This is a genomic window from Bacteroides sp. 14(A) (assembly GCF_000526555.1).
In the GTDB taxonomy this organism is placed as follows: Bacteria; Bacteroidota; Bacteroidia; order Bacteroidales; family Bacteroidaceae; genus Bacteroides; species Bacteroides cellulosilyticus.
Window position 1 is genome coordinate 2,361,720 of sequence record NZ_JAGH01000002.1, and the last position, 24,924, is coordinate 2,386,643.

Annotated in this window: 20 protein-coding genes; 7 read left to right on the plus strand and 13 right to left on the minus strand. The window is 44.3% G+C overall.

Annotation, left to right across the window (positions count from 1 at the left end; all coding sequences use genetic code 11):
* Position 1 precedes the first annotated feature (1 nt).
* The 9 genes from K429_RS0116375 to K429_RS0116415 form a co-directional block, all read right to left on the minus strand.
* Positions 2 to 217 carry an immunity 17 family protein gene (locus K429_RS0116375; protein WP_007212272.1) on the minus strand — a complete coding sequence of 72 codons (216 nt, stop codon included), beginning with the start codon at positions 215 to 217 and terminating at the stop codon, positions 2 to 4.
* A 6-nt stretch (positions 218 to 223) separates the two neighbouring features.
* Positions 224 to 649, minus strand: coding sequence for a tRNA (adenosine(37)-N6)-threonylcarbamoyltransferase complex ATPase subunit type 1 TsaE (gene tsaE / locus K429_RS0116380; protein ID WP_007219619.1), 426 nt, complete (start codon positions 647 to 649; stop codon positions 224 to 226).
* 25 nt (positions 650 to 674) lie between these two features.
* Positions 675 to 2,264: a bifunctional response regulator/alkaline phosphatase family protein gene (locus K429_RS0116385; protein ID WP_026367613.1), complete on the minus strand. Its 1,590-nt coding sequence runs from the start codon at positions 2,262 to 2,264 to the stop codon at positions 675 to 677.
* Positions 2,265 to 2,278: 14 nt separating this feature from the next.
* Positions 2,279 to 5,254, minus strand: a complete 2,976-nt coding sequence (locus K429_RS0116390; RefSeq protein WP_026367614.1) for a tetratricopeptide repeat protein — start codon at positions 5,252 to 5,254, stop codon at positions 2,279 to 2,281.
* 60 nt (positions 5,255 to 5,314) lie between these two features.
* Positions 5,315 to 6,142, minus strand: coding sequence for a metal ABC transporter permease (locus K429_RS0116395; protein ID WP_026367615.1), 828 nt, complete (start codon positions 6,140 to 6,142; stop codon positions 5,315 to 5,317).
* Position 6,143: 1 nt separating this feature from the next.
* A complete protein-coding gene (locus K429_RS0116400; RefSeq protein WP_007212277.1) occupies positions 6,144 to 6,560 on the minus strand; it encodes a hypothetical protein in 417 nt (138 codons plus the stop codon).
* A 3-nt stretch (positions 6,561 to 6,563) separates the two neighbouring features.
* Positions 6,564 to 7,817, minus strand: coding sequence for a 3-phosphoshikimate 1-carboxyvinyltransferase (locus K429_RS0116405; protein ID WP_007212278.1), 1,254 nt, complete (start codon positions 7,815 to 7,817; stop codon positions 6,564 to 6,566).
* A gap of 536 nt (positions 7,818 to 8,353) precedes the next feature.
* Positions 8,354 to 9,487 carry an ATP-binding protein gene (locus K429_RS0116410; RefSeq protein WP_007219614.1) on the minus strand — a complete coding sequence of 378 codons (1,134 nt, stop codon included), beginning with the start codon at positions 9,485 to 9,487 and terminating at the stop codon, positions 8,354 to 8,356.
* 96 nt (positions 9,488 to 9,583) lie between these two features.
* Positions 9,584 to 10,498 (minus strand): AraC family transcriptional regulator, encoded by a 915-nt coding sequence (locus K429_RS0116415; RefSeq protein ID WP_026367616.1) that lies wholly within the window; start codon positions 10,496 to 10,498, stop codon positions 9,584 to 9,586.
* A 283-nt stretch (positions 10,499 to 10,781) separates the two neighbouring features.
* Between K429_RS0116415 and K429_RS0116420 the strand changes: the two genes are divergently transcribed.
* The 4 genes from K429_RS0116420 (at position 10,782) to K429_RS0116435 (ending at position 16,222) form a co-directional block, all read left to right on the plus strand.
* Positions 10,782 to 12,092, plus strand: a complete 1,311-nt coding sequence (locus K429_RS0116420) for a TolC family protein (RefSeq protein ID WP_026367617.1) — start codon at positions 10,782 to 10,784, stop codon at positions 12,090 to 12,092.
* A gap of 160 nt (positions 12,093 to 12,252) precedes the next feature.
* Positions 12,253 to 13,287, plus strand: coding sequence for an HlyD family secretion protein (locus K429_RS0116425; protein ID WP_026367618.1), 1,035 nt, complete (start codon positions 12,253 to 12,255; stop codon positions 13,285 to 13,287).
* Between the two features lie 4 nt (positions 13,288 to 13,291).
* Positions 13,292 to 14,887 (plus strand): hypothetical protein, encoded by a 1,596-nt coding sequence (locus tag K429_RS0116430; RefSeq protein WP_026367619.1) that lies wholly within the window; start codon positions 13,292 to 13,294, stop codon positions 14,885 to 14,887.
* A 129-nt stretch (positions 14,888 to 15,016) separates the two neighbouring features.
* Positions 15,017 to 16,222, plus strand: a complete 1,206-nt coding sequence (locus K429_RS0116435; protein ID WP_026367620.1) for a multidrug effflux MFS transporter — start codon at positions 15,017 to 15,019, stop codon at positions 16,220 to 16,222.
* On the opposite strand, the gene K429_RS0116440 is transcribed toward K429_RS0116435, so the two are convergent.
* Positions 16,189 to 16,581, minus strand: a complete 393-nt coding sequence (locus K429_RS0116440) for a hypothetical protein (protein WP_026367621.1) — start codon at positions 16,579 to 16,581, stop codon at positions 16,189 to 16,191. The genes K429_RS0116435 and K429_RS0116440 overlap by 34 nt on opposite strands.
* 232 nt (positions 16,582 to 16,813) lie before the next feature.
* On the opposite strand from K429_RS0116440, the gene K429_RS0116445 reads away from it, so the two are divergent.
* The 3 genes from K429_RS0116445 to K429_RS0116455 all read left to right on the plus strand — a co-directional run bounded on the left by K429_RS0116445 (position 16,814) and on the right by K429_RS0116455 (position 18,714).
* Complete coding sequence (locus tag K429_RS0116445; RefSeq protein WP_026367622.1) at positions 16,814 to 17,251, plus strand: cupin domain-containing protein; 438 nt, start codon at positions 16,814 to 16,816, stop codon at positions 17,249 to 17,251.
* 452 nt (positions 17,252 to 17,703) lie between these two features.
* On the plus strand, positions 17,704 to 18,093 hold the full coding sequence (locus K429_RS0116450; RefSeq protein ID WP_007212288.1) for a DUF2721 domain-containing protein: 390 nt from the start codon (positions 17,704 to 17,706) through the stop codon (positions 18,091 to 18,093).
* Positions 18,094 to 18,102: 9 nt separating this feature from the next.
* Positions 18,103 to 18,714 (plus strand): radical SAM protein, encoded by a 612-nt coding sequence (locus K429_RS0116455; protein ID WP_007212289.1) that lies wholly within the window; start codon positions 18,103 to 18,105, stop codon positions 18,712 to 18,714.
* Positions 18,715 to 18,717: 3 nt separating this feature from the next.
* On the opposite strand, the gene K429_RS0116460 is transcribed toward K429_RS0116455, so the two are convergent.
* The 3 genes from K429_RS0116460 to K429_RS0116470 form a co-directional block, all read right to left on the minus strand.
* Positions 18,718 to 19,965: a nitroreductase family protein gene (locus K429_RS0116460; RefSeq protein ID WP_026367623.1), complete on the minus strand. Its 1,248-nt coding sequence runs from the start codon at positions 19,963 to 19,965 to the stop codon at positions 18,718 to 18,720.
* Between the two features lie 64 nt (positions 19,966 to 20,029).
* A complete protein-coding gene (locus K429_RS0116465; protein WP_026367624.1) occupies positions 20,030 to 21,625 on the minus strand; it encodes an aspartate:alanine exchanger family transporter in 1,596 nt (531 codons plus the stop codon).
* A 9-nt stretch (positions 21,626 to 21,634) separates the two neighbouring features.
* Positions 21,635 to 24,835 carry a S41 family peptidase gene (locus K429_RS0116470; protein ID WP_026367625.1) on the minus strand — a complete coding sequence of 1,067 codons (3,201 nt, stop codon included), beginning with the start codon at positions 24,833 to 24,835 and terminating at the stop codon, positions 21,635 to 21,637.
* Positions 24,836 to 24,924 lie beyond the last annotated feature (89 nt).

The window sequence follows — 24,924 nt, forward strand, 5'->3', positions numbered from 1 at the left end:
GTTAAACCTCCGGTGTATTCAGGAAGAAGAATACAGACATCCCGATAAGAATGATTCCCAGTACGCCATAGAATAACCGGGCACGTTTTCTTCCTACACTCTTTACGGCGAACTGTGTGTTGCGGGCAGTGAAAAACCACTCCCAGTCAAACACAGCCGCCAGTAATGAGATGATGCCGGCCACTACGAATATACCTTGTACGATGTATTGGCTCATAAGATATTAATCCAGATTTTCCATTGTCAACTTGCGCGAACCGTCTTCCAGTTCCTCAATAGTCACTTTAATTGTGTTGCCAGGCAACAGTTCTTCCACTAGTTCCGGCCATTCAATGAAACAGAGTGCACCACTGTAGAAGTAATCTTCGTATCCCATATCATATACTTCTTCCAGCTTCTTGATCCGATAGAAGTCGAAATGGTAGATCAATTCTCCTGCTATGTCCGAACGATATTCATTGATAACGGCAAAGGTGGGTGATGTAACGACGTCTTCAACGCCCAACTCCTGGCAAAGTGCCTTGATGAAAGTAGTTTTACCGGCTCCCATTTTTCCATAGAGAGCGAAAACAGTATTGTCCCCCATAGCAGCGATAAACTCGCGGGCGGCTTCATGGATGTGCTCCAGAGATTGAATTTTAATTTCCATACTATATTTAATTATGATTTTACTTTCAGTTTCGTCCACTTAGTGTGATAAGTGGGATAATCATCTCTTCCATCGAAATGCCTCCATGTTGGAAGGTATCGGTGTAGTAGCTGACGTAATGGTTGTAATTATTGGGATAGGCAAAGAAATCCCGACCTGTGGCGAAGATATAGCGTGTACTCACGTTGGGTGAGGGGAGGTGTATCTCAGAAGGGCGGGTGATTTCAAACACCTGTTTGGGATTGTATGCCATGTTGCGTGACAGTTTATAGCGCAGGTTAGCATTAATTTCTTTACTGTTGCTTTGCACCTTTACCGGGTTGTCTACGCGAATGCTGCCGTGATCGGTGGTGATGATAACCCGATACTGACGGCTGGCAAGTGCTTTCAGCAAGTCGCTCAGCGGTGAATGACGAAACCAGGAAAAGGTGATACTACGGTAGGCTGCCTCGGTAGAGGCGAGTTCACGTATCATTTTGCTTTCCGTTCGGCTGTGACTCAACATGTCGATGAAATTGAATACGGCAACATTGAGGTCATTCTGCGCTAAGGCGGGAAGTTGTGCCAGCAGACGTTCTGCACTGGAAGCATCGTTTATTTTATGGTAAGAGAAAGTATCACTGCGGCGATAGCGTTCTATAATGGTACGTATCAGTGGAGCTTCATTCAAATTTTTGTTTTCCTCTTCGTCCTCATCTATCCATAATTCGGGAAAAAGCTTAGCTATCTGGTCAGGCATCAGCCCGGAAAAGATGGCATTGCGGGCGTATTGTGTGGCAGTGGGCAGAATGCTGAAATAGAGTTGCTCTTCAATGTTGAATAAACCGGATAATTCATTGGCAAGAACGCTCCATTGGTCGTACCGGAAATTATCAAGTACAATAAAGAAAATTTTTTCACCTTTGTCCAGCAGAGGGAAAAGGATGCGTTTGAAAAGGTCCGGGCTCATCAGAGGGCGGTCGGTGTTTTCCGAAGAGGGTTTGCGTGTGTTAGTAGCCCCTTTTTCGTCCGATACCCAGTTGGCATAGTTCTTCTTTATGAATTTGGCAAAGGCAGAATTAGCTTCTGCTTTCTGCATGGCAAGCATCTCGCTCATAGGGCTGTCTGTAGCTTCCAATTCCAGTTCCCAGTATACCAGGCGGCGATATAATTCCATCCAGTCGGTTGCCGTCAGTGAGTCATTGATTTGCATGCCTATCTTACCGAAATTTTGTTGATAAGCGGTTTGTGCAGCTTCGCTGACTATATCCCGACGATGCAGATTCTTCTTTAGCGACAACAATATTTGGTTAGGATTGACGGGTTTGATCAGGTAATCCGCAATCTTTTGTCCGATAGCCATGTCCATGATATTCTCTTCTTCACTCTTGGTGATCATGATAACAGGGACGGTGGGGCAGATTTCTTTTATTAATGCCAGAGTTTGCAGACCACTCAGTCCGGGCATGTTTTCGTCCAGAAAGATTAGGTCGTAGGTTGTAGCGCGGCAGCGGTCGAGTGCATCCTGTCCGTTGGTTACGGTATCTACTTCGTAGCCTTTGCCTTCCAGAAACAGGATGTGCGGTCGCAACAAACTGATTTCATCGTCCACCCAAAGTAATCTATCTCTCTTCATATCTGTTAGCTATTTCAGTCCCCAAAGATAACACCATTTTCCGGGTCGTCCTCTTCCGTAGGTAGATTTTCTTCTCTCTGTCGTTCTTCTTCCTCTGTCGGCAGGTTCAGCAGAGGTTCATCCAGTGTATAGCCTTTTAGTTCCGGTTCCGGTATGGAAGAGAAGTGTGTACGGTAGAAGGCATCATAATCATCGAAACTATATTGTTTGATTAATTGCGCATAGTTGGCCTCCGAGATGACTATGGCACGCATACCACTGAGCCGTGCCGCCATTTCGGGATTTGCATAAAGTCGACGGAAATACTGCTGTGTTTCATCGTAATTGTTGAACGGACGAATTTGCAACATACCGATACCCCGTTCGTGAGCAAATGTAAGATCGAAGTTCTTAACTAGGAAAGTGGAGAAATTATAGCGTGCCACTTCAAACAGAAGCATATTCTCGTTTACTTTTCCTTCTTCATAAGCAAGGATAAAGAGGAACGGTACGTTGCGCTCTGTGCTGAAAGCACTGTCCGGTGGGAGAATAGCGGTACTGCTCGAACTGTCGCCCAACAAGTTGCCTGCCTCGGTCAGTTCGGCACTCCGTCGTTGCCAGATAGAACCGAATGTATGGCTGTCACGGGCCAGCAGACGTCCTTCCTGTACGCCTTTCAGTATATGGGCGGCCAGATCGGTGATTTCGTTCTGCGGATATTGCTGTACAAGTTCTTTCAGAGTGGCGAGGAACCTTTCTGTTTCTCCTCCCTGCAGTCGGGTGACGGCTTCGAGGAACATAAACTTCGGGCGATGTTGCCCTAATGGATATATTTCGGAAGAAAGATGTTCGGCAGCCCGCACAGTGGCTGTGTCGCCCATCTGGAAATGCTCATAAGCACGGATATAGAGTGAATCTTCACGTTGTTTACCATGTACGGCATTCTCTGCGAAATCCGGGTCAGCCAGTGTCTTGGCATAACGGCTTTCGGGGAATCGGGCGATAAGTTCGGCTTTATATTTTTCAGCGGAACTACCTTTTTTCTCATAATATTCTATAGCCAATTCCGTCAGGAATAACTGATAATAGGCTTCATCAGCTTGCGCGAAGTCCGGGAACTGCCGTATGAGCCTTTCGAACATGGCTTCTGCCCGTTGGAAATCGTGCATACGATCCTTGAAAACCATTCCGGCACCGTATAAAGCTTCCGATAGCAATGCGTTGGATGCCTGCATGGCCTCTTCTGTCAATGGGATCTGTGCCAGATAGTATTCCGGACGATGCGTATCATTGGCGATGCTGTCGGTAGTTCCCTTTTTAGGATCTTTTTCTGGGGAGACAGAGCTTTCTGTTGCTTCATTTTCCTGACTGTTCGGGATACTGTCTTTGGGGGCAATATCTTCCGATTCACTGTAATCTATTTCTTCAAAATCGTCCAATGTAACCACAGTCTTATTTTTCCTTCGCCAGTTGTCTTCCAGTTTTCTACGTCCCCACAAACGTTGGAACTCTGCTTTTCCCTGCTCCACTAATTGCGGATTATAGAAATACCAATCCTGCTTTCCACCTATTGCCGGCTGGGTAGTTTGTGGAGTAGTGGTATTCCCTTGCCCTGGTTTGCTGATAATCGAAGTTGCAGGTAACTGACTTTCCGCTTCTTCCCGCATCTGCAGGCGGTTTGTTTCCCGCTCTGCTTCTTCGGCCGCCTTGCGTTCTGCTTCCTCCCGGGCGATGACCTGTGCAATGATGTTTTCTATGACGGCCATTCGTTCCGCCTCCGGCATCCCGGCAAGGTGCTGCAAACTATCCTGCAACTGTATGGTATTGGTATGAGGTACCAGTTCGTCCAATATTTCCGAACGGGTGGTAATGTCGGCATATTCCCGGTGTGTCTTATCTATCAATCCTATTGCCTCTGCATATGCTTTCTGCGCTTCAGCATAGCGTGCCTGCTGCCAGTACAAGTTTCCTAATGTCAGTTGAAGAATTCCTTTCTCCACACCATTACGGGTGCTCTTTTCTATTCCTTTGTGATATGCGGAAAGAGCCTGCGCCGTGTCTTTCCCGGCCAGGTAAACATTACCCAATGCATAGTAAATCTGATCCAGATACTCTTCGTTTTTCTCGTCTTTGCTCAGCCGCAGTAGCTTCCCTGTTATCTTACGGCTATTGGCGGTGGGCATCACTTCCGTCTGGCGGATACGGGCACTCAATGCCAGTTCGTACGGAGGGTTGAGACGAATTACTTTGCTGTATGATTGATAAGCTTGTTCCGGTTGTTGCAATAGCTGGTAAGTCTGTCCCAGGAGATAATAGCATCGCGCTTTTTGCTGTTTGTTCTTCTCGTTTTTGGCTGTCTTTTCAAGATGGGGGATGGCTTCTTTGTATCGCTGACTGCCCAACAGGTAGTTTCCTGTTGCCGAAGCATAAGGGACTGCCAGTGATAGTGGCAGACTATCGTTATTTACCCGGTTCAGAGCATCTTCAGCATCGTATTGCCAACCCAGTGCTGAGTAGCAGCGGGATAGCCAGATCAGAGCTTCGGAAGTGATATTCGTCTGTCCGTCATAGAGGCGCACGATATAAGAAAAGGTTGAGGCAGCTTCCGGGAAATCTCCTTTCTGATATTGTGCTTTTCCCAATAGCAGCCATGCACGGTGTATGAAAGGATTGAACTCCCGACGTGCCAGCCATTTTTTGTATTCGTCCGTGTATGCCCGTCCTGGTTTACGTATGGGGCGTCGCTTGATAGAATGCTGACGAATAGCTTTTTGCGCTTTTTCAATGGCTCGCTCATAGTCGGAAGTACCGATACCTGTAGTTTCTTTATTGCCGATGGGATAGAGGGGGAGCATTTCCATGTAGTTATCCTTATTCCCTTGTTGCTGTGCCTGCAATCCGGCTTTATAAGCTTCGTTTCCGTTGAAGTAGACGTTGTAACGGGTGGTTAGGGCATGATAGAAGCGTGTGCCGGCTGTATTCTTTCGGGTAGAACATCCGGCAACGAGCATCAAAGTGACTAAGATGCCAGTGAGGAGGATTGCTTTGCGTTTCAACTATGCCAGTAAGTTTTACGGGTTCTGCGTTTTCTGCCGTAAAGATAAATAAAAACTCTTTCCCAGCTTACATACTACGTATATAATGATGGAAAAGAAGATGATAGCTGCGCCGGAAGGAACGTTGAGATAATAGGATATCATTAATCCGCCCAGGCAACTGAGATAACCGATGCCGATGGATAGCCAGATAATGCGGTGGAAACGATGCGTAAACAAATTCGCAGTCATTTGTGGGATGGTGAGCAGGGAAATAACCAGCACAATGCCTACCATGCGCAGACATGCCACAATGGTCAGTGCAATGAACATCATCAGTACATATTCGAATATTTGTACGGGAATACCTTGTGAACGTGCAAATTCCCGGTCGAAAGCAACGTAAATAATCGGACGCAGGTATAGGATAAAGAAAATAGCCAGTATCACTGCAAGTCCTGCCAGCAAGGCGATGTCTCCGAATGTAATCGTCAGTATATTACCGAACAGATAAGCGGACAAATCAGGTGCAAACCCGGGTGAAAGGAAAGTGAACATGATACCCAATGCCATCCCCAGCGTCCAGAATACCGCGATAGCTGAGTCCTCACGCATATCATTGCGTTTGCTAAGCCATTCCACGCCAAAAGCCGACAGTACCGCAAACACTCCGGCTGCCAGAATAGGAGAGATTCCTGTATATAATCCCAGACCAATTCCTCCGAAAGAAGCATGTGTCAGTCCGCCACTAATGAACACCAGTCGCCTCGTTACGATATACGTACCGATAAGTCCGCAAACAATGCTTGCCAGCAAACTGCCGATGAGGGCATGTTGAAAGAAGGTGTATTGCAGTAGATCCACTTTAAAATCTCCTCTCTCCTATAATCAGGAATATTTCATCTTTGATATTGTTTGGCAGAGCTATTCCACGCAGTTGCAAACTGCGTACCCATCCGGCAACGTCGATGTCCTGCATCGTATAGAATACGTCCCTGAATTCATCTTCCTGTTCAGGAGTGTAATCTTCGGGGGCAATGCCGATGTACTTGTCCAGTTCTTCATCATCGTAGTACTCTATCTTTTTGCTGACAGCAGCTAACAGACTGTCCCGTTCGCATATTTCGTGCTGTCCGCAGCATTCTGCGTCGGCCTCTTTCACTTCAGGCATGGCATCCAGTTCTCCGCGCTCTATTTTCTTTTGCAAGCGTTGATTACGGATGTATCCTGCCAAAAGGGCGATACAGACAAGTGCAATAAGACTTATAATTAATATCCACATAGCTTATTCCTCTATTTCAATCCCAAATCCTACTTGTTTCAAATCTTCCCAGTATCCCGGATAAGACTTGGACACCACTTGCGGATCGGCAATCCGTATGGATGGCGTCCGAAGGATGGCGGGTGCAAATGCCATTGCCATCCGGTGGTCTTCATAAGTCGCAATAACGGGATGGGAGGCCGGTTCGCAGCGTTCACCGTTCCAGATTAATATACTGTCCTGTTCCGATTTTACCACATATCCCAGTTTATTCAATTCTGTGATAAGCGCCTGAATGCGGTCGGTTTCCTTTATCTTCAAGCTCTGCAATCCGGTAAATCGGAAAGGTATGTTCATTAAACAACAAGTCACAACGAAAGTTTGTGCCAAGTCGGGTATATCCACTAAATCTTCCTTTAAACAGGTAACGGGAGTTCCCATCTTAGTCAGTACCACTCCTTGGTCGGTATATGTGGTGTGTACACCGAGTTTGGCAAATATTTCAGCTCCCCGGCTGTCGCCCTGATAGCTGTGTGGGAGAAGTCCGGGTAATTTTATTTCCGTTTTTGTAGATTCTTTTTTTTCATTATCCTGAATTAAGGCAACCATCTGATACCAGTAAGAAGCACCGCTCCAGTCACTTTCTACTGTGAAAGGTATGTCTCTGTACTTTCCCGGACGGACGGTGATACTACTTTCAGAACTCCAGGCAGCGTCTGCACCGAATTCTTTCATTAGTTGCAGTGTTAGATTAATGTAAGGGCGGGAAATGATTTCTCCTGTAAGATTCAACCTCAATCCGTTTTTCAGGATGGGGCCGATCATCAGTAAAGCAGATATATATTGTGAACTGACATTTCCGGCAAGGCTGATTTCTTCGCCTGTTAATTCTGTACCTGTGATGCGTAAAGGTGGAAAGCCTTCTTTTCCGGCATACTCTATCTGTGCACCCAGTTCACGTAAGGCATCCACTAGAATACGTATGGGGCGTTGTTGCATCCGTTCGGTACCGGTAATGATGCGTGTACCCGGTGTTACACTGAGGTAAGCCGTGAGAAAACGCATGGCGGTTCCGGCGGCAAGAATGTCGATATGTCCGGGATTCCCGTCCAGTGCTTTTATCATGACACGGGTGTCATCGCAATCGCTCAAATTGCTTGGCGCGATATGCCCTTGGGCTAAAGCGTGTAATATCAAAGCCCGGTTGCTGATACTTTTGGAAGCCGGGAGCTGGATAGTGGTATGCAAAGTGGCTGGTGCCGAAAGTTTATAGCGCATAGTTGTATTCCTTCTTAAACGTAATAGCGGGTTTACAGGCTACAAAAGTACGATAAATATCTGAATAAAGAAACTTGAGTTACATGACTTCTATCCGAACTGTGCACAGATTTGTTTCGTATCTGCTCTGTGTCTGCTCCGTACTTACTCCGTATATAATAGAGGTATCACTGACCGAATAGGCTACGGAGTAGTTACGGAGATGACACGGAGATAGTATGGAGATGACACGGAGAGCATACGGAGATGGCATGGAGCCGTTCTGAAACGAATTCCGTCAACGGGTTATTTAATATTTAAGAGGTGCGTAGAACGCAAGTAATATATGTATACGAATATCTTTTTTGCATAAGGAAGCTTACTCTCAGATTATCAAAAGCTTACAAAATATTAATTCCCAGTCGACAAGAAGTTAAGAGTTTGTCGACAAACTCCCAACTTCTTGTTGATAAACTCTTAACTTCCTGTAAATGGAAAAATAGTATTTTTTTCGGTTTCCTTACAGTCTCAGGATTACAAATCCGATTGAACGGCGGTTATAACACAAATTCCTGATAGTTCTCTTTGTTTATTACTTTGAAAGACGCTTCCGGATAAGCTGTTGCGAAACTGGTAGGGACATTCGTTTTTTTGTCTCCCCACTTGAATTCAAAAGCGGATAAACCTTCGGGTGATTCTTCTATTAGATCAATTTCTTGATTGTCGTATGTTCGCCAGAAATAGAATTCTTTGGCTCGGTTACGATTATAAGATTGCTTCATTCGTTCGCTGATTAAATAGTTTTCCCATAGTGCGCCCACATCTTGGCGTACAGATAGAGGGGTGAAATTTCCGATGATTGCATTGCGAATACCGTTATCGTAAAAGTACCATTTTCCGGCTTTCACTACCTCTTTACGGAGATTGCGTGAATAGGCTCCCAAACGATACACCACGAATACTTTGGATAATAAGTCAAGATATTTTTCAACTGTATTTTTGCTCATTCCCAATTGCTTACCTAATTCGTCATAAGATACTTCACTGCCCATTTGGAATGCAATTAGACGCAGTAGTTCCTTCATCTTACTGGAATTTTTCAAACCGTCGATTGCTAAAATGTCTTTCAATAGATAAGCTCCTACAATATCTCGTAGATAATCAGTTTTCCGCTCGAAGCTTTCTAGCATCACTACTTCAGGATAAGAACCATAGATAAGTCTAGATTCTAAGTGCTGTCTTGTTTCCAATGCATTTTCTATTTGTGAAATCTCTTTTTGTGAGAATGGAGTCAGATGGAATTGGGTAGATCTGCCTACCAAAGGCTCACCGGCTTTGTTGAGTAGGTCGAAAGAGGAAGAACCGCTTGCAATGACTTTGATGCCTTCCACTTCGTCCACTATTAATTTAAGTTTGGAACCGATTTCCGGGATGTTTTGTGCTTCATCAATAGCTAGCAAATCTATCCCTTCTAATAAATGTCTGTAGTTGGAAATACTCCGTTCATTTAATAGGGCAATCGTATCGTAATCCTCTCCGTTAAGTAACATGGACTGACCTTTAAACTCTTTTATCAACTCACGTATGAGAACCGTCTTTCCAACGCGTCGTGCACCAAAAAGCAGAACCGCTTTATTGGGTTCTATTCGTTCTGATATTTTATCCTGAAGGATACGTTTAATAATATTCATCACACTTTGTTTTGTGACAAATATAGTAAAAAAGGTCTTTCAATTGACGATTTTTGCGTAAAAATCGTCAATTGAAAGACCTTTTTTATGGTTGATTCATCTTTCTTCAACGAACACTGTATCTTTTCTGAAATCAATTGGTGATACACCGGCCTTCCGTTTGAAGAACTTTCCGAATGAAGACTGGTCGGAGAAGTTGAGGGTGGTGGCAATCTCCTGTATGGAGAGTTTGGAATGTGTCAGTAAGTTACGGGCTTCGCTGAATAGCATTTCGAAGATGAAATCGCTCACGCTTTGTCCTGTCACGAGTTTCACGATCTGTGTCAGATGATGGGCAGATAAGTTCAGGTGGGCAGCATAGAAATCTACCTTATGTTCTTCACGATAATGCGTTGCCAGTAGTTCGATGAATGATTTGATAATACTTTCGTATCGGGTCAGGCAGCCGTCCGTATGGGGGAGGTTGGTTCGTTCAAGGATGTCACTTAAATCAAGATAAAAGGCGAACAAACGGTTCAGAATGACTTCTTTGTGATAGAAATGCTCTGTACGGTCAATATTCTTATTGATGCTGGCTAATCGTTCGGCTAATAAAACAGCGTAAGGATGCGCTAAAGGAACTACCGGTTGGTTATATAGCCGCACACCGTATTTGGTCCGTCGGTAGATCATGTCAGTGGAGTCCATTTCATCCGTAAAAGCCTTGCTGACAAAGAGACATTGGCATTGAAAGTCATCACTACATTCATAAAAATGAAACAGATGAGCAGAAGATAGAAGTAAAAGCGTATCCGCTTGAATATCATACGCCTTGTAATTGATTACGGTATGTCCTTTTCCGGATAAAACCAATAAGATGATAAAAGCGTCCAGATGGATATCTGACGAAAACTGTTCTTCTGCTTCCCGATACCCAATAGTAATGCAACTGATTTTCTTTCGTGTATCATTTCTGCTGCCACTAATGATGGGGAGTTCACTGATGTTTTTGATGCGTATGGAAGGGGTCATTAGGTGTGATTTTATGTTGTACAAAGATAATGTAAACCTTTGAAATCTCCAAATTAAACCAATTTTGCCCAATTTGGGATTTCTCTCCGGCAAAGAATTTATCCGACCTTTGCAGCCGTTTTGAGGTAAATGATAATTTTAGGCGCGGATTACACGGATTTTTTTATGGATTGATGTAATAGCGCAGCCTTTAATCCGCGTAATCCGTGTAGTCTGCGCCTAATCTTTATAACAGGTTTACAAATTATCATTTTGATGCTCCTTTATTAATTTAATAGGTATTATGAGAAAATTGAAAGTATTATTTGTCTTTATCGGTGCATTGAGCATTTCGTTGGCACCTGCACAAACCTTTCAGAAGATGACAATTGAAGAAATGTTCGAGTTGGCAGATGCTAATAGTCGCAGTATTCGTATGTTCCGTCTGGCGGAAGAGGAAGCCGGACAGGCAGTAAAGGTGGCCAGGAATGCTCAACTTCCTTCGATTGACGTATCCGTTTCGGCAAGTTATTTGGGAGATGTCTGGCTGGCAGACCGTGATTTTACAAATGGAGAGAATGCTGCTATGCCGCACTTCGGCAATAACTTTGCAATAGAAGCATCGCAGGTTATTTATGCAGGTGGGGCTATCACCAGCCGGATTGCCATTGCCAAATTACAACAGCAACTGGCAGAGTTGGATAAAGAAAAGAACAGGCAGGATATCCGCTTTTTGTTAGTAGGCAATTATTTGGAGATGTATAAATTGCAGAATCAGGCTGAAGTGTACCGGAAGAATATAGAGCAAACCCGGAAATTGGTAGAAGATATCAATGCCAAACAATCGCAAGGACTGGCTTTAAAGAATGACATCACTCGTTATGAGTTGCAACTGAAATCTTTGGAACTGGCATTGACACAGATTGAAAATGGTATCCTTATCCTGAACAATCAATTGGTTACGGTATTGGGTTTGCCCCAGGAAACGGTGATAAATGTGGATACTACCTTGCTGGGACGACTTCCCAAACTCTCGGAGGAAGCTCTTTGGCAGGAAACGGCGGTATTGAGTTCTCCCGTGCTGCAACAGATGAAATTGAATATCAAGCAGTCGGAGTATAATGAACGGATTGCAAAGGCTGAACGTTTGCCGTCCATAGCTCTTTTTGCAGGTGATAAACTAGATGGTCCTATTACGATTGAAGTGCCTCCCATTAACAAAAATCTGAACTATTGGTATATCGGTGTAGGAGTGAAATTCGATATTGCTTCTACTTTCAAGTCGGGTAAGAAAATTCGTCTGGCACGACTGTCCACCCAGCGTGCGCAAGAAAACGACTTATTGTTGCAGGAGAATGTGCGGACGGAAGTAAAAGCGGCATATATCCGTTTTCATGAGGCTTTTACCATTTGCGATACACAAGAGAAAAGTCTGGAATTGGCAGCACAAAACTACAGTGTGGTGAATAACCGCTATTTGAATGATCTGGCGCTGATTACTGATATGCTGGATGCCAGCAATTCTAAACTGAATGCGGAGTTGCAGTTGGTGAATGCACAGATCAATATACTTTTCAATCTCTATAAGTTGAAGAAGACGGCGGGGTGCTTATAAATTGTCGTCAAGTAATTTTTCATCCGCAGATGACACGGATTATGCGGATTTTATTTTTCTGAAAGGCATAGCTCAGCCGTAGGAACTGTGTAATCTGCGTTATCTGCGGATGAAAAATGGTTTTTGATATATGAATGTAAACTAATGAATTAAATAAGACATGGAACGTAAAAAGAAAAAACAGATTTATAACGTAGTGGTTAGCCTCTTACTTATCACCGGACTGGTGTGGGTATGTTCCCATTTCGTTCATCTCGGCAATGTAGCCTATACAGACAACGCACAGGTGAAACAACTGATTGTCCCCGTCAACAGCCGTGTACAGGGTTTTATCAAGAAAATCTATTTCGATGAATACCGGGAAGTACATAAAGGCGATACTCTGGTCTTGATTGAAGATTCCGAGTTTCGTTTCCGCCTGGCACAGGCTGAGGCTGATTTTCAGAACGCCATTTCGGGAAAGAATGCGGTGGCCACCACAGTACATACTACTCAGAATAATATAGCTGTATCCGATGCCGGTTTGCAGGAGGCAAAAGTCCGGTTGGATAATGCCGAACGTGAATACCACCGGTATAAAAACCTTTTGGCACAGGATGCCGTCACCAAACAGCAGTACGATGCCGTGCAGACAAATTACGAGGCATCCAAAGCACGCTATGAACTTCTGCTTCGTCAACGTCAATCTACAACTTTGGTAAAGCAGGAACAGACCCATCGTCTGGAACAGACGGATGCAGGTATCAAACTGGCGCAAGCTGCCCTGGAGCTGGCGCGTCTGAACCTTTCTTATACCGTTATCCTCGCTCCTTGTGACGGAACTACCGGTCGGAAAGAAATTCAGGAAGGACAACTGATACAACCCGGGCAGACTTTGGTTGACATTGTCGATGAAAATGAGAGATGGATAGTAGCTAATTATAAAGAGACTCAGACTACCCATATCCGAGAAGGCCAGCCGGTAGAAATAGAAGTGGATGCTGTGCCCGGAATAACGTTTAAAGGTGCTGTGAAATCTATTTCCCGCGCTACGGGTGCCAGCTTCTCTCTTCTGCCGCAGGATAACTCTGCCGGAAACTTCGTGAAAGTAGAACAACGTATTCCTGTCCGTATAGAATTCTCTACCGGCAATCGTCCGGAAGATATGGAACGCTTGCGTGCCGGTATGAATGTGGAGTGCGTAGTAAATTATTGATATTATGCACGAAACAGGACCTTTTTCCATTCCGGCCATCCGTGATTTTGTTCCTCCTAAGTTGCGTCCCTGGATTATCATTGCCTTTGTCATCGTTTTCCAGTTTTCCGGTGGTCTCTATTTGGCGGCAGTCAGTGAGATGGTCGGTTCTACGGCATTGATGCAGGAAGATATTATGATGGCAGGCTACGCTTCTATGATAGGCATGGGACTGACATTCGCCATCATGTTTCGACTGAAGTTCCGCTTTGCTTCGAAAACTTCATTGATGACGTGTAGCATTGCTCTGATTGTTTCTAATCTGATATGTATGCAGACGCATAGCATTCCTGTGCTGGTGATCACCTGTTTCTTTGCAGGAATCTTCCGCATGTGGGCTACATTCGAATGTAATTCCACCATTCAGCTATGGCTTACCCCTAAACGGGATTTGTCGGTATTTTTCTGTTTTATCTATCTATTGGTGCAGAGTTGTATTCAGCTGTCGGGACTGATAACAGTCTATACAGCATTTTGGGCAAAGTGGGAGTATATGCATTGGCTGATTATTGGTTTATTGTTATTGGTGATGCTGGCTACATTGTGCCTGTTCCGTAGTTATCGCTCTTTGCCGAAGTTGCCGTTGTTCGGTATCGATTGGTTGGGGGCTTTGATGTGGGGACTTGTGTTGTTGTGCATCCTCTTTGTCTGTGTGTATGGGGAACATTACGATTGGTATCAGTCTTTCCAGATCCGGGCGGCAACCGTCATCGGTATACTTATTCTTGCATTGAATTTATGGCGTGCATCTTTCATTCGTCACCCGTTCATTGCTTTGAAGACCTGGACGTATCGTGCCGTATGGTTTCCCTTTATACTATATATAGTAATAGATATTCTGCTGGCGCCTTCGCATCTCTTTGAGCATATCTATATGGAGAGTATATTAGAGTATGATGCCCTGAATGTAATTTCGCTCAATTGGGCGGTATTGCTGGGAATTATAGTGGGAGCAGGCTTTACCTTTTTCACTTTTTCCCGTCGTAAGTGGCGATATAAGACAATGACTGTGATTGCATTCTTTTCCATTACGGGTTATCTGATGTATTTTTATTTCGGTATTGACTATGCTTTGCCCAAGGAGACATTGTTTGTACCGCTGTTCCTGCGCAGTTTCGGGTATGTGATAATAGCTATTTGTTTTCTTACAGTGCTATCTCGTGTCCCTTTTCAGCATTTCTTTCAGGCGGTGTCCGTACAGTCGTTTGTCAGTGCCGGATTTGGTGGGGCTTTGGGAACGGCTATACTGGGGCATGCTCTCAATGGGGCAATGAAAAAGAACTCGATGTTACTGGGTTCGGTAGTGGATCATGTAAATCCTTTCATCAGCCGGATACCCGTTGGAGAAGTATACGGTGCTGTGCAGCAACAGGCTCTGATGGTTTCTATGAAAGAACTGTACGGCTGGCTCACTCTGATGGCTTTGTTCTGTCTGTTGGCCTTCCTGGTTTACGAGAGTGATATTCGTCCATATAAAGTGCTGCATCCTACCTATCGTTCCATTCGTCGTTTTGTGAAGCATGAGTTGCGTATAGACAAAAAACTGGAAGCTACAGCATAAGTTGAGATTTTTTTGTTCTTGTATTGGATAGCTTTGGCTAAAATTGGTAGGGGGAATAAGGTGAATTATTATTATTTTTGCAGCCCGAAAGTGGACGTATATTCCACGAAATGTATAAGTTAAGTTTATATGGTAAAAGATAATTCAAAGCTGTTTATTCTGGTCTTATTGGGTATGCTGACGGCCTTCGGGCCTTTTGTCACGGACATGTACCTACCGAGTCTTCCGTCTATGGGAGAATATTTCAGTACAAGCTCTTCAATGGTTCAGTTAGGACTGACTACCAGTATGATCGGACTGGCCGTCGGACAGATATTCTTCGGCCCTTTGAGTGACCGTTATGGTAGACGCATACCGTTGCAGGTTGCTATGTGGTTGTTTATTGTGTCAACGATTTTCTGTTTGTTTGTGCAGAATATTCAGCAATTCGTCGCTTTCCGGTTGATACAAGGTATTGCCGGGGCAGGGGGGATTGTTATAGCCCGTTCCATTGCTACGGATAAATTTTCGGGCAAAGATCTGGCAAAGATGCTGGCGATCATTGGAGCCATTAATGGCATTGCTCCCGTGGTAGCGCCTATTATTGGCGGAGTGTTTACGGAAGCCATCGGTTGGCAGGGAATTTTCATAATTTTACTTGCATTGGGTGTGCTCCTTTTGATAGGATGTATGCGTTTCCGGGAATCACTCCCGGCGGAAAATCGCCTGGCTACGAAATGGGCGGATACTTTTAATAGTTTCAAGGTGGTGCTTCGCAATAAACAGTATGTCTGCTATGTGCTACAACTCGCTTTTGCACAAGGAGTACTGTTTGCTTATATTGCTTCCTCACCTTTCATAATACAGCAACATTATGGTTATTCGCCCTTTGCTTTCAGCATTTGTTTCAGTATTAACGCTATTGCCATCGGTGGTGCGGCGGCATTTTCCGTGAAGTTTCGCCGGCCTGCGAACGGAACGCTGGTCGGTTGTATGGGTATGCTTATTTTTTCTTTACTCGAATGTTCCGCTTTGGCTTTGGGTTGCAGCTTCTGGATTTATGAACTGCTGCTGATAGCGGTTCTTTTTATGATGGGAATGACGTTTACCACCTCTACCGCATTAGCCATGGAGTGTGAGCGCACGAATGCCGGAACAGCTTCGGCACTGTTGGGTGCTGTTTGCTTTTCGTTCGGCGGCATTGTCTCTCCCCTGGTAGGCATTGGAAATATCCTGGTTTCTACAGGAGTTATATTTGTTATCTGCTCTTTCTGTTCCCTTTCCTGTATTTTATTGGCTTTAGGTAGAAGGCGTACGAAGCTTTACTTCGCATTCAGTACATCCCAGAAGCGTTGAGGCAGGTGAATGTTAGGCACATCCACAGCCTCTTTAAATAAAGGAGCAATCTCTTTCGGGGCGAATCCGGCAATACCGCATCCTATCTCTGTAACGAGGAAAGTATATTGTGAATGCTCTTTGGCAAAGCGGATAAACTCATCTACATAAGGTCTGATGGCTTCCGGCCCGCCATGCATGGTCGGAATGCCATAGGTCTGTCCCTGTAATCCGGTTCCTTGTCCCCAGATGGCTCCCCATTTTTTCCATGCCAGATAAGCGGCTCCGCCACCATGCGCGCCTTCCAGGTTGCTGCCAAAAACGAATATCTCGTCCGGATGTAGTTCTGTGATACGATTAGAGGTAATTCTTGTTTTCATACTTTTGTGATTAGGTCATAATTAGTTTTTTCTTCTTTTCTTCATTTTTAAACTCTTGCTTTTCAGCAAAAGTAACCTTTAGGTAACTATCTTACCGATTTGTAACTTCTTGTTTATAAGTAAAATAGTATATAGCTTTGCATCATCGGAAAGTCACTGACTGCATTTGCGAAGTTAGTGAAAAAACTGATGAATGCAACTATTTTATAAACAAATTAAAAGCAAAAAAACAATGAAAGAACTTGCAGTAAAGAATTACAAGACCGTAGAAGGTCAGAAAATCAGCCAGGGTGGTAATGAATTTACAGTGAAACCGATTGTTGAGCAGACGGATGTGGACCAATGCCGTGTGAACTTTGTAGAAGTGGAACCGGGTAATTTTGCCTATGGATATCATTATCACGAAACAGACGAAGAGGTGTTCTATATCATCAGTGGTACAGGAATTGTTCGCACAGCAAATGGGGATGTGACGGTAAAGGCCGGTGATGCAATAACTTTCCCTACGGGTCCTGAAGGTGCACATGTCATTCGTAACGGTTCGGATACGGAAAAGTTGGTTTATATTGACTTCGATACGAATAACCTTCCGGAGATTGTACATCTTCCCGATACAAATCAGGTAATGGCTTACGGGAAGTTCTCTAATGGGGTTTATGATAAGAAGTAAGGTTTTCCTGCCTTCACCTCCGGAAGCTAAAGAAACTTGTATACTATGGGACTCTTCTGATTTTTATTGTAACTTTGCATAATGCATAACTCTAATATTGGGGTATATGAAAATTAGAGAAATGCCCTTGGATGATATCGACCTTCTTGTTAAACTCAGATTTGATTTTATCAGAATTTAGGTTTCATACCTATTAAAGATATCACTAAGTAAGTGAACATAATTAGTTCATATTATGATAAATGATAATTTTAGGCGCGGATTACGCGGATTACGCGGATTACACGGATTTTTTTATGGATTGATGTAAATAGCGCAGCCTTTAATCCGCGTAATCCGTGTAGTCCGCGCCTAATCTTTATAACAGGTTTACAAATTATCATTTATAGAACAAGCTAATTTTGCATGAGCACTTATGCAATTAAGGTTATAATATTAAAGATATAGGAAATATGGAAATAGATTTAACGACTCCGGCTCTATTGTTTTCGGCAATTTCATTGATTATGTTGGCTTATACCAACCGTTTTATGTCGTATGCCCAGTTGGTACGTACTTTGAAGGAACAATACCGTGAAAATCATTCGTCGGTAACTGCGGCACAGATTGCCAATCTTCGTAAACGTCTGTATCTGACGCGTGCTATGCAGGTGACAGGGACAGGCAGCTTATTGTTGTGTGTCGTAAGTATGTTCTTTATTTATATACAACTTTATCTTGTATCCATCTATATCTTTGGACTGGCAATGGTGTTGCTGATTATCTCTCTGGCTATCTCTGTGTACGAGATTTATATTTCGGTGAAGGCTTTAGAGATACATCTGGATGATATGGATGAATAATCGGATAGAATGAGTAATCTTGTCCCCATATTAGGAGTGAACAGGCACCGTCTGTTGATTGACGGTGAGGGGGTGACCACATTGGTGGCTTTTCATGGTTGTCCTTTGCATTGCAAGTATTGTCTGAACCCTCAGTCTCTATCCGATGATTTTGATTTCCCGCTTTATTCCTGCGAACAACTGTATGAGAGGGTGAAAGTAGATGAACTTTACTTTCTTGCAACTCGTGGTGGTATTACCTTTGGTGGTGGTGAGCCTTGTCTGCGAAGTGAATTTATCAGCCGTTTCCGGGAACTTTGTGGAAAGGAGTGGAGGATTACAGTAGAAACGTCTTTAAATGTACCCCGGAAGCATCTGGAGATTCTATTGCCTGTGGTAGATGACTATATCGTAGATATCAAGGATACGAATGATGAGATCTATCAAAACTACACAGGCAGAAGCAATCATCAGGTGCTCGGAAACCTGCGTTGGCTTATAGAGCACGGAAAAGCCGAACAGATCACAGTCCGTATCCCCCTTATTCCGCAGTATAATATGGAGGAGGATACTACGCATAGCATAGATTTACTAAAATCTATGGGACTGAGTCATTTTGATGTATTTACGTACCGAACTTAAAAATTACTTCTTATCAGGCTCCGTCCAACGGTCATAATGTACATTCTCCGGTTTCCATTTATCTTTCGGAAGTGGGTTCTCTGCCGGATAACCGATAGGGATTACATTCAGAGGAACAATCTGTTCGGGTAATTGGAGTATTTTCTGTACTTCTTTTACCCGTTCGTCTATAGGATAAACGCCTGTCCAGACAGCTCCTAATCCTAAAGCTTGTGCAGCCAGCAACAAATTCTCACTGGCGGCGGAGGCGTCCTGTACCCAGTACTCTATACCCGCACCACTGATAGCTTTAGTTAAATCTCCGCATACGGCAATAGCCAACGGAGCGTCTTTGACCATCTTGGCGTAAGGAAGAGTAGAACCCAGTTCATTCATTGTTTCTTTGTCTCTGATGACAATGAAAGCCCAAGGTTGCCTGTTGGTTGCTGTAGGAGCTGCCATGGCAGCCCTTAACAATTGCTCTATTTTTTCATCTTCTACTTCTTTCGGCTGATAAGAGCGAATACTGGTTCTTGCATGTATGTTGTCAAGAACCGAAAGTTTATTATCCTGTTTCATGCTAGGTTCCTCCATCTTATTAAGTTGATTGGGTTTTGGTTGGATAGATAATGCAGTTACTACTATAACCAAAGCTAGATTGAAAGTGTTCAGCGCATAGTGCATTGTTTGCTCTTTGGGCCTTTTAGAAAGATATGAGATGATTAGGGTACATAATGCGATGCCTGCCAGTAATCCCAGGAAGAGTATCCAGTCGAAACTGAAAGCACTTGTCGGTTTGTCTGCCGAATGCTCCTTTGCATACTCCATGACCTTATGTACAGACTGGATAATGGCTACGGAAGATTCTGTGGCTCCGGATATTCCATCCACTTCTTTATGGATTGCTTCCTCTGGTGAAAGATTGTTCCATTGTTGTAACAGACCGCTGTTTCGTACTTTGGCAAAGTAGCTGGGTGTTTCGGAGTTTTCCAGAGCTACTACTTTTAGAATACGGTTCTCTTTTATATAGATTTCCAGAGGAACATTTCCGCCGTACCCGTTAATATCTTTTGTTAGTTGCCGGGTAGATATTATCTGTACTCCGTCATCTGTATGTCGTAGTATCCCGGAAGTTCCTGTTTGGCTTTCTGTTGTATTTTCGCTTTCAGAAAGAATGTTCCCAAACTTGTTTCCCTTGCAGATGGTGACTGCCAGAACCAGGAAGAAACAGGTTATCAGGCTAATGATGACTTGGGCTTTTAATGTTTTCATATTTAGCTGCTATTTATAGTGTATGCAAATTTAGGGGATTTTTGCTGAAAATAGCAAGTACTTATTAAAACATAGTTGCAATAATCTGAATAAACAGTATGAGGAATACCATTGCAATAGGATAAACCGTAGCGTAAGCCACACTCGGAATGTTGCTGTCAGTCATAGAATCAGCTGCTGCAAGTCCTGGAGTACTGGTCATACCACCGGTGATGGTTCCCAGCAAGTCGAGTATGTTGATTTTGAATACAAACAGTCCGACAAACACCGCTACTAACATAGGTACCAGCGTAATTGCAGCACCCACTCCAAATAGCAACCAGCCGCTTTCCTGGAAAGTCGCTACAAGATTGGTGCCTGCCGAGGTGCCGACTTCGGCTAGGAATAGCAACAAGCCCAACTGGCGTAATAACTGATTAGCAGGTCCGGACATAGACCATAGAATAGGACCTGTCTTACCAATTGCACTTAAAAACAAAGCCACAATCAGAATACCGCCCGTTAATCCCGGGGAGAAAGATAAACCACCGGGGAAAGTTATATTCAGTTTACCGAACAATACCCCTAAAACAATACCCATTGCGATAGGGAAGAAGTCTGTGTCTGATAACTTTTTAGCATTGTTTCCCAGCAAGCGAGCCAGTCCTTTGAGTCCTTCTTTTTCACCTACCACCATTAGTTTATCACCGAATTTTAAAGTCAGATCCGGCGATGGAGACAGGTCGATACCGCTTCGGCGAACACGTGTGACAGTACATCCGAAGTTCTTCATCAAGTTCAGATCTCCCAATTGTTTATTGATCATATCCTTTTTGGTCAGCAATAAGGATTCGATCTCTTGCGTGTCTACCAGAGGCAATTCGCCCTCTTCGCGTTCTCCTACTAAAACTGAAAGCTGATTCAGAGCTTCTTCACTGCCCACTGCCTGTATATAATCATTTTCATGTAGCATCGTTTGTGCTGTGGGAATGGAAATTCTTTCATCATGTTTATGGCGTGAAATAACAGCACCTGTCATGGCCCGTGCGTTGATTTGCATCAGACTGCGGTTGAATACGGCGGGATTTGTAACACGATAGATACAGGTCGTCAGTTCGGGAAATTGGCCGCGACGTTCTTTTTCCAGTCGACGGGCCTCCTTGTCCAGGTCAATACGCATGATACGGGGGAGCAGTTTTACAAACAAGATAACACCTATAACCCCAAACGGATAAGCGATACCATAGGAAATGGATGCCAATGGAGAATTTGTACTGTCGATGGCTACGGCAAGTCCCGGTGTACTGGTCAGCGCACCGGCTATCAGACCTACCACACTGGGCGTATCGATGTCGAATAGGTATTTGAGCCCGACAGCTGTAAGAGAAGCCGAGCAGATAATCAGCATGGTAATTATGATCAGGGTCTTTCCTTTGCTTCGGAACGAGTCGAAGAAACCGGGGCCGGCCTGAATACCGATAGTAAAGATAAAAAGTACCAATCCGAAGTTTCCTAATTCTTTAGGAATGACTACACCGAAGTGTCCAAAGAGAAGGGCAATGAAAATCACTGCGGAAACATCCAGTGATAAACCTTTAATTTTGATTTTTCCCAGCATGAAACCCAATGCGACAATGAGGAAGAGGGCGAAATAAGAGGAATTAAGTAGGTCAGCAAACATGAATTTAGATTATTTGTTAGTTTTCAATAATTCTTCTACCGCTATTTTCAGCTGTGTATCTTCGCCTTTTACAATTGTTTCGGGTGAGTTGGCTACTTTAATATCCGGTTCCAACTGAGTATTCTCCAGATAACTGCCATCAGGCAGGCGGTAACCAATCACAGGAATACCGAATACCAAGGTAGGATCTTGCAGGCGTTCCCATGATACACTGGTCATGGTGCCCGGGACAGGCATGCCTACCAGCTTGCCCAGTTTCTGATGACTGTATACCCACGGTGTGCCGTGTGCATTGGAATAGTTGGCTTCGCACGTCAGCATGATGGATGGTTTGTTCCAGCGGCGGCTGGGCATATCGCAGGCTTCACGGCCACGAACCACCTGTGTGAAGTATTTCTTACCACTGAACAGTATCTCTATATCTTCGTGCAGGCGACCGCCTCCGTTGAAACGTGTGTCGATGACAATCCCTTCACAATTATTGTATTTTCCCAAGATATCTGAGTAGATGGAACGGAAACTGTCATCACCCATAGACTTGATGTGCACGTAGCCCAGTTTGCCGTTCGACCATTTTTCAACATCTGCCGCACGTTGTTTTACCCAGCGTTCGTAGAGCAATGCGCTGAGTTCACTGTCCTTGATGGGGATTACTACTTCTTCCCAACGCTCTTTCGTTTTAGGATTATAGAGTGAAACAAGGGTTTTCTTTTTTACCTTGTCATTGAGGAGCACGTAATAATCAGTTTCAGGAGTAATCTCTTTGCCGTCAATCTTTTCAATAATAATGCCGGCTTTCACCTTTGTGGTAGCCTTGTCGAACGGACCTTTTTCTATCACTTCGGCAATGAGCATTCCTTTATCCTGGTAGTTCCAGTCGAAAAGTAGCCCCAGACTGGCTGTAGGCTCACTTTGTCCATCCGGATAGAAACGGCCTCCGGTATGAGAGACATTCAATTCGCCCAGCCATTCACTTAAAAGTTCGGAAAAATCGTAATTATTATTGATGTGTGGCAGAAACTTACGATAGGCTGCCGTCATGGCGTCCCAGTTGACTCCGTGCATATTGGTATTGTAGAAACGCTTTTGCTGTTGCTTGTATACATGATCGAACATATACTCGCGTTCGGCTGCCAGATCCAGTTTTACCTGAGCAAGATATTTAATAGGTTTCAAGTCATCGGAAGCCATGTTCATCTTCTGCATATTCTTACCGTTCAGAATGAAGAGAGTTTTTCCTTCTTTATCCATTTCCAGAGAAGTCCATCCGGCATCTACTTTGTGGAGTAGCTTGGTTTCCTTCTTGCGCAGATCCATCTTCCATAAGTTACGTCCGCCTTCGGCGCTTGCCAGGTAATAGAGGGTTTTGCCATCTTTGGAGATAAGGGTACTTCCCATATTCGATGAGTTTGGTGTCAGACGTACGATGCGGTCTTCTATGTTTTTCAACTCTACCACGACATCTTTTACCTTACTGCTGTCTTTATCAGCTATCTTCTTCCGGTCGGAGTTTGCTTCTTTATACAGTTCGTAATCCTCTTTGCTCAGACTGAATTTATCGTATGCATCCTGATTCAGGAATACTAGCATGGCATCGTCCAGAGAACCCCATGAAGCGTGTGCACGCATACCGTAGCGTTCGGTAATGAAAAGAATGGCATTGCCGTCGAGCACGAAGCTGGGTGAACCGCTTGTGTATCCGCTATTAGTCAGATTGACAATCTCGCCATTGCCTTGTGCACTGACCAGACCTATATCCGAGTATGGATCGTGCTTGTTTCCGATAAATTCCAATGTAAACCATTTGCCGTCCGGAGACCATGCATAGTCAAATCCTCCGCCTGTGCTGTACCAGGTAGAGCCATCGGTGATCCGGCGTACTTTCTTGGTCTCCAGGTTGAGCACCATCAGGCGGTTACGGTCTTCAATGAAAGCTAACTCCTTACCGTCGGGTGAGAATTGCGGATGTGAACGTTCTACGGTGGTAGAGGGTAATAGCACCTCTTCCTTTATTAAAGTTGCGTTCGGGAAATTCGGATCTTCTTCCCGAACTATCTTAGCCAGATAAATCTGCCAGTTGCCATTGCGTTCACTGGCGTAGGCCAGCGTCCGGTTGTCCGGGGCAAACGAGAGACCATCTTCTTCTGCTGCCGTATGTGTGATCTGTTTAGTCGTGGCATAGTCCGCAGATGTGACGAATACTTCACCACGTACAGTGAAAGCAATCTGTTTGCCGTCCGGTGAAACTGTAGCGGAAGTTGCTTTATCCGGATATTTCAGATAGGCTATTTGCGGCTGGTCGTCACGAATGATTTCCACATTTATCTTCCGTGGATTCGAGCCTTCTTGTTGGGTATAAATCTCACCATCGTATCCATAGCACAAGGTGCCGTCGTTACTCATTGAAAGGAAACGCACGGGATGGGTTTTAAAGCTGGTTATTGTTTTTATCGATTGGGGTTGCGAAATCGGGAAAGAATATACGTTGAATGAGCCACCATTACGTTCGCTCAGGAAGTAGACGGTTTGTCCATCCGGTGATACTATCGGGTTGCGATCTTCGCCTGCATGCTGGGTAAGGTTGGTGTGTGAACCTGTTTTGGTATCGTACATCCACACATCGCGGGTGATGGAAGAAGTATGGTGCTTTCTCCATTCATTTTCACCTCCCTTGCGGTCCTGATAGAAAAAGCGGTTGCCGGACTTATCAAAACATACCGCTTCGGCAGGGGTGCCCAGTACTTGTTCGGTGCGTCCGCCGACTGAAGGAACTTTGTAGAGTTCAGTCATGGCGGCTGAAGGAAAGAGAGCGCTGCCTGCCGGATCCTGAATAGATGCTGAGAATAAAATATATTTGCCGTCCGGGGTAAAAGTAGCAGGGATTTCATTGGTTGAATGAGTAGTCAGTCGCCGGGCTGTTCCGCCATTTGCCGGCATTACAAAAATGTCGAAATTTCCATTCCTGTCACTGGCAAAGGCTATCTGTTTGCCATCCGGTGACCATACCGGGGTACATTCGTAAGAGTCTTGTGTAGTGAGCTGTGTAGCTGCTCCGCCCTCGGTTGGTACTTTGTAGATGTCCCCTTTATAGCAAAATACAATTTCTGTTCCGTCGGGTGAGATTTGTACATCACGCATCCAGAGTGGAGTCGTCGCATAGCTGGTTATTGCCGTGAAACTAAAGGCAATGTAAGCAAGAATTTTCTTCATAAGTATATTTAATGTGTTTTTATGCAAATATAGGTAATTAGTCCGTTAATATGAAAGAAAGTCATTACTTTCCCTTACTCTGTTCAATC

Excerpts from the sequence above, each read along its gene's own strand:
- K429_RS0116375 (WP_007212272.1), bottom strand. The coding sequence starts at position 217 with ATGAGCCAATACATCGTACAAGGTATATTCGTAGTGGCCGGCATCATC.
- tsaE (WP_007219619.1), bottom strand. The coding sequence starts at position 649 with ATGGAAATTAAAATTCAATCTCTGGAGCACATCCATGAAGCCGCCCGC.
- K429_RS0116385 (WP_026367613.1), bottom strand. The coding sequence starts at position 2,264 with ATGAAGAGAGATAGATTACTTTGGGTGGACGATGAAATCAGTTTGTTG.
- K429_RS0116390 (WP_026367614.1), bottom strand. The coding sequence starts at position 5,254 with ATGCTCGTTGCCGGATGTTCTACCCGAAAGAATACAGCCGGCACACGC.
- K429_RS0116400 (WP_007212277.1), bottom strand. The coding sequence starts at position 6,560 with ATGTGGATATTAATTATAAGTCTTATTGCACTTGTCTGTATCGCCCTT.
- K429_RS0116405 (WP_007212278.1), bottom strand. The coding sequence starts at position 7,817 with ATGCGCTATAAACTTTCGGCACCAGCCACTTTGCATACCACTATCCAG.
- K429_RS0116410 (WP_007219614.1), bottom strand. The coding sequence starts at position 9,487 with ATGAATATTATTAAACGTATCCTTCAGGATAAAATATCAGAACGAATA.
- K429_RS0116415 (WP_026367616.1), bottom strand. The coding sequence starts at position 10,498 with ATGACCCCTTCCATACGCATCAAAAACATCAGTGAACTCCCCATCATT.
- K429_RS0116420 (WP_026367617.1), top strand. The coding sequence starts at position 10,782 with ATGAGAAAATTGAAAGTATTATTTGTCTTTATCGGTGCATTGAGCATT.
- K429_RS0116425 (WP_026367618.1), top strand. The coding sequence starts at position 12,253 with ATGGAACGTAAAAAGAAAAAACAGATTTATAACGTAGTGGTTAGCCTC.
- K429_RS0116430 (WP_026367619.1), top strand. The coding sequence starts at position 13,292 with ATGCACGAAACAGGACCTTTTTCCATTCCGGCCATCCGTGATTTTGTT.
- K429_RS0116435 (WP_026367620.1), top strand. The coding sequence starts at position 15,017 with ATGGTAAAAGATAATTCAAAGCTGTTTATTCTGGTCTTATTGGGTATG.
- K429_RS0116440 (WP_026367621.1), bottom strand. The coding sequence starts at position 16,581 with ATGAAAACAAGAATTACCTCTAATCGTATCACAGAACTACATCCGGAC.
- K429_RS0116445 (WP_026367622.1), top strand. The coding sequence starts at position 16,814 with ATGAAAGAACTTGCAGTAAAGAATTACAAGACCGTAGAAGGTCAGAAA.
- K429_RS0116450 (WP_007212288.1), top strand. The coding sequence starts at position 17,704 with ATGGAAATAGATTTAACGACTCCGGCTCTATTGTTTTCGGCAATTTCA.
- K429_RS0116455 (WP_007212289.1), top strand. The coding sequence starts at position 18,103 with ATGAGTAATCTTGTCCCCATATTAGGAGTGAACAGGCACCGTCTGTTG.
- K429_RS0116460 (WP_026367623.1), bottom strand. The coding sequence starts at position 19,965 with ATGAAAACATTAAAAGCCCAAGTCATCATTAGCCTGATAACCTGTTTC.
- K429_RS0116465 (WP_026367624.1), bottom strand. The coding sequence starts at position 21,625 with ATGTTTGCTGACCTACTTAATTCCTCTTATTTCGCCCTCTTCCTCATT.
- K429_RS0116470 (WP_026367625.1), bottom strand. The coding sequence starts at position 24,835 with ATGAAGAAAATTCTTGCTTACATTGCCTTTAGTTTCACGGCAATAACC.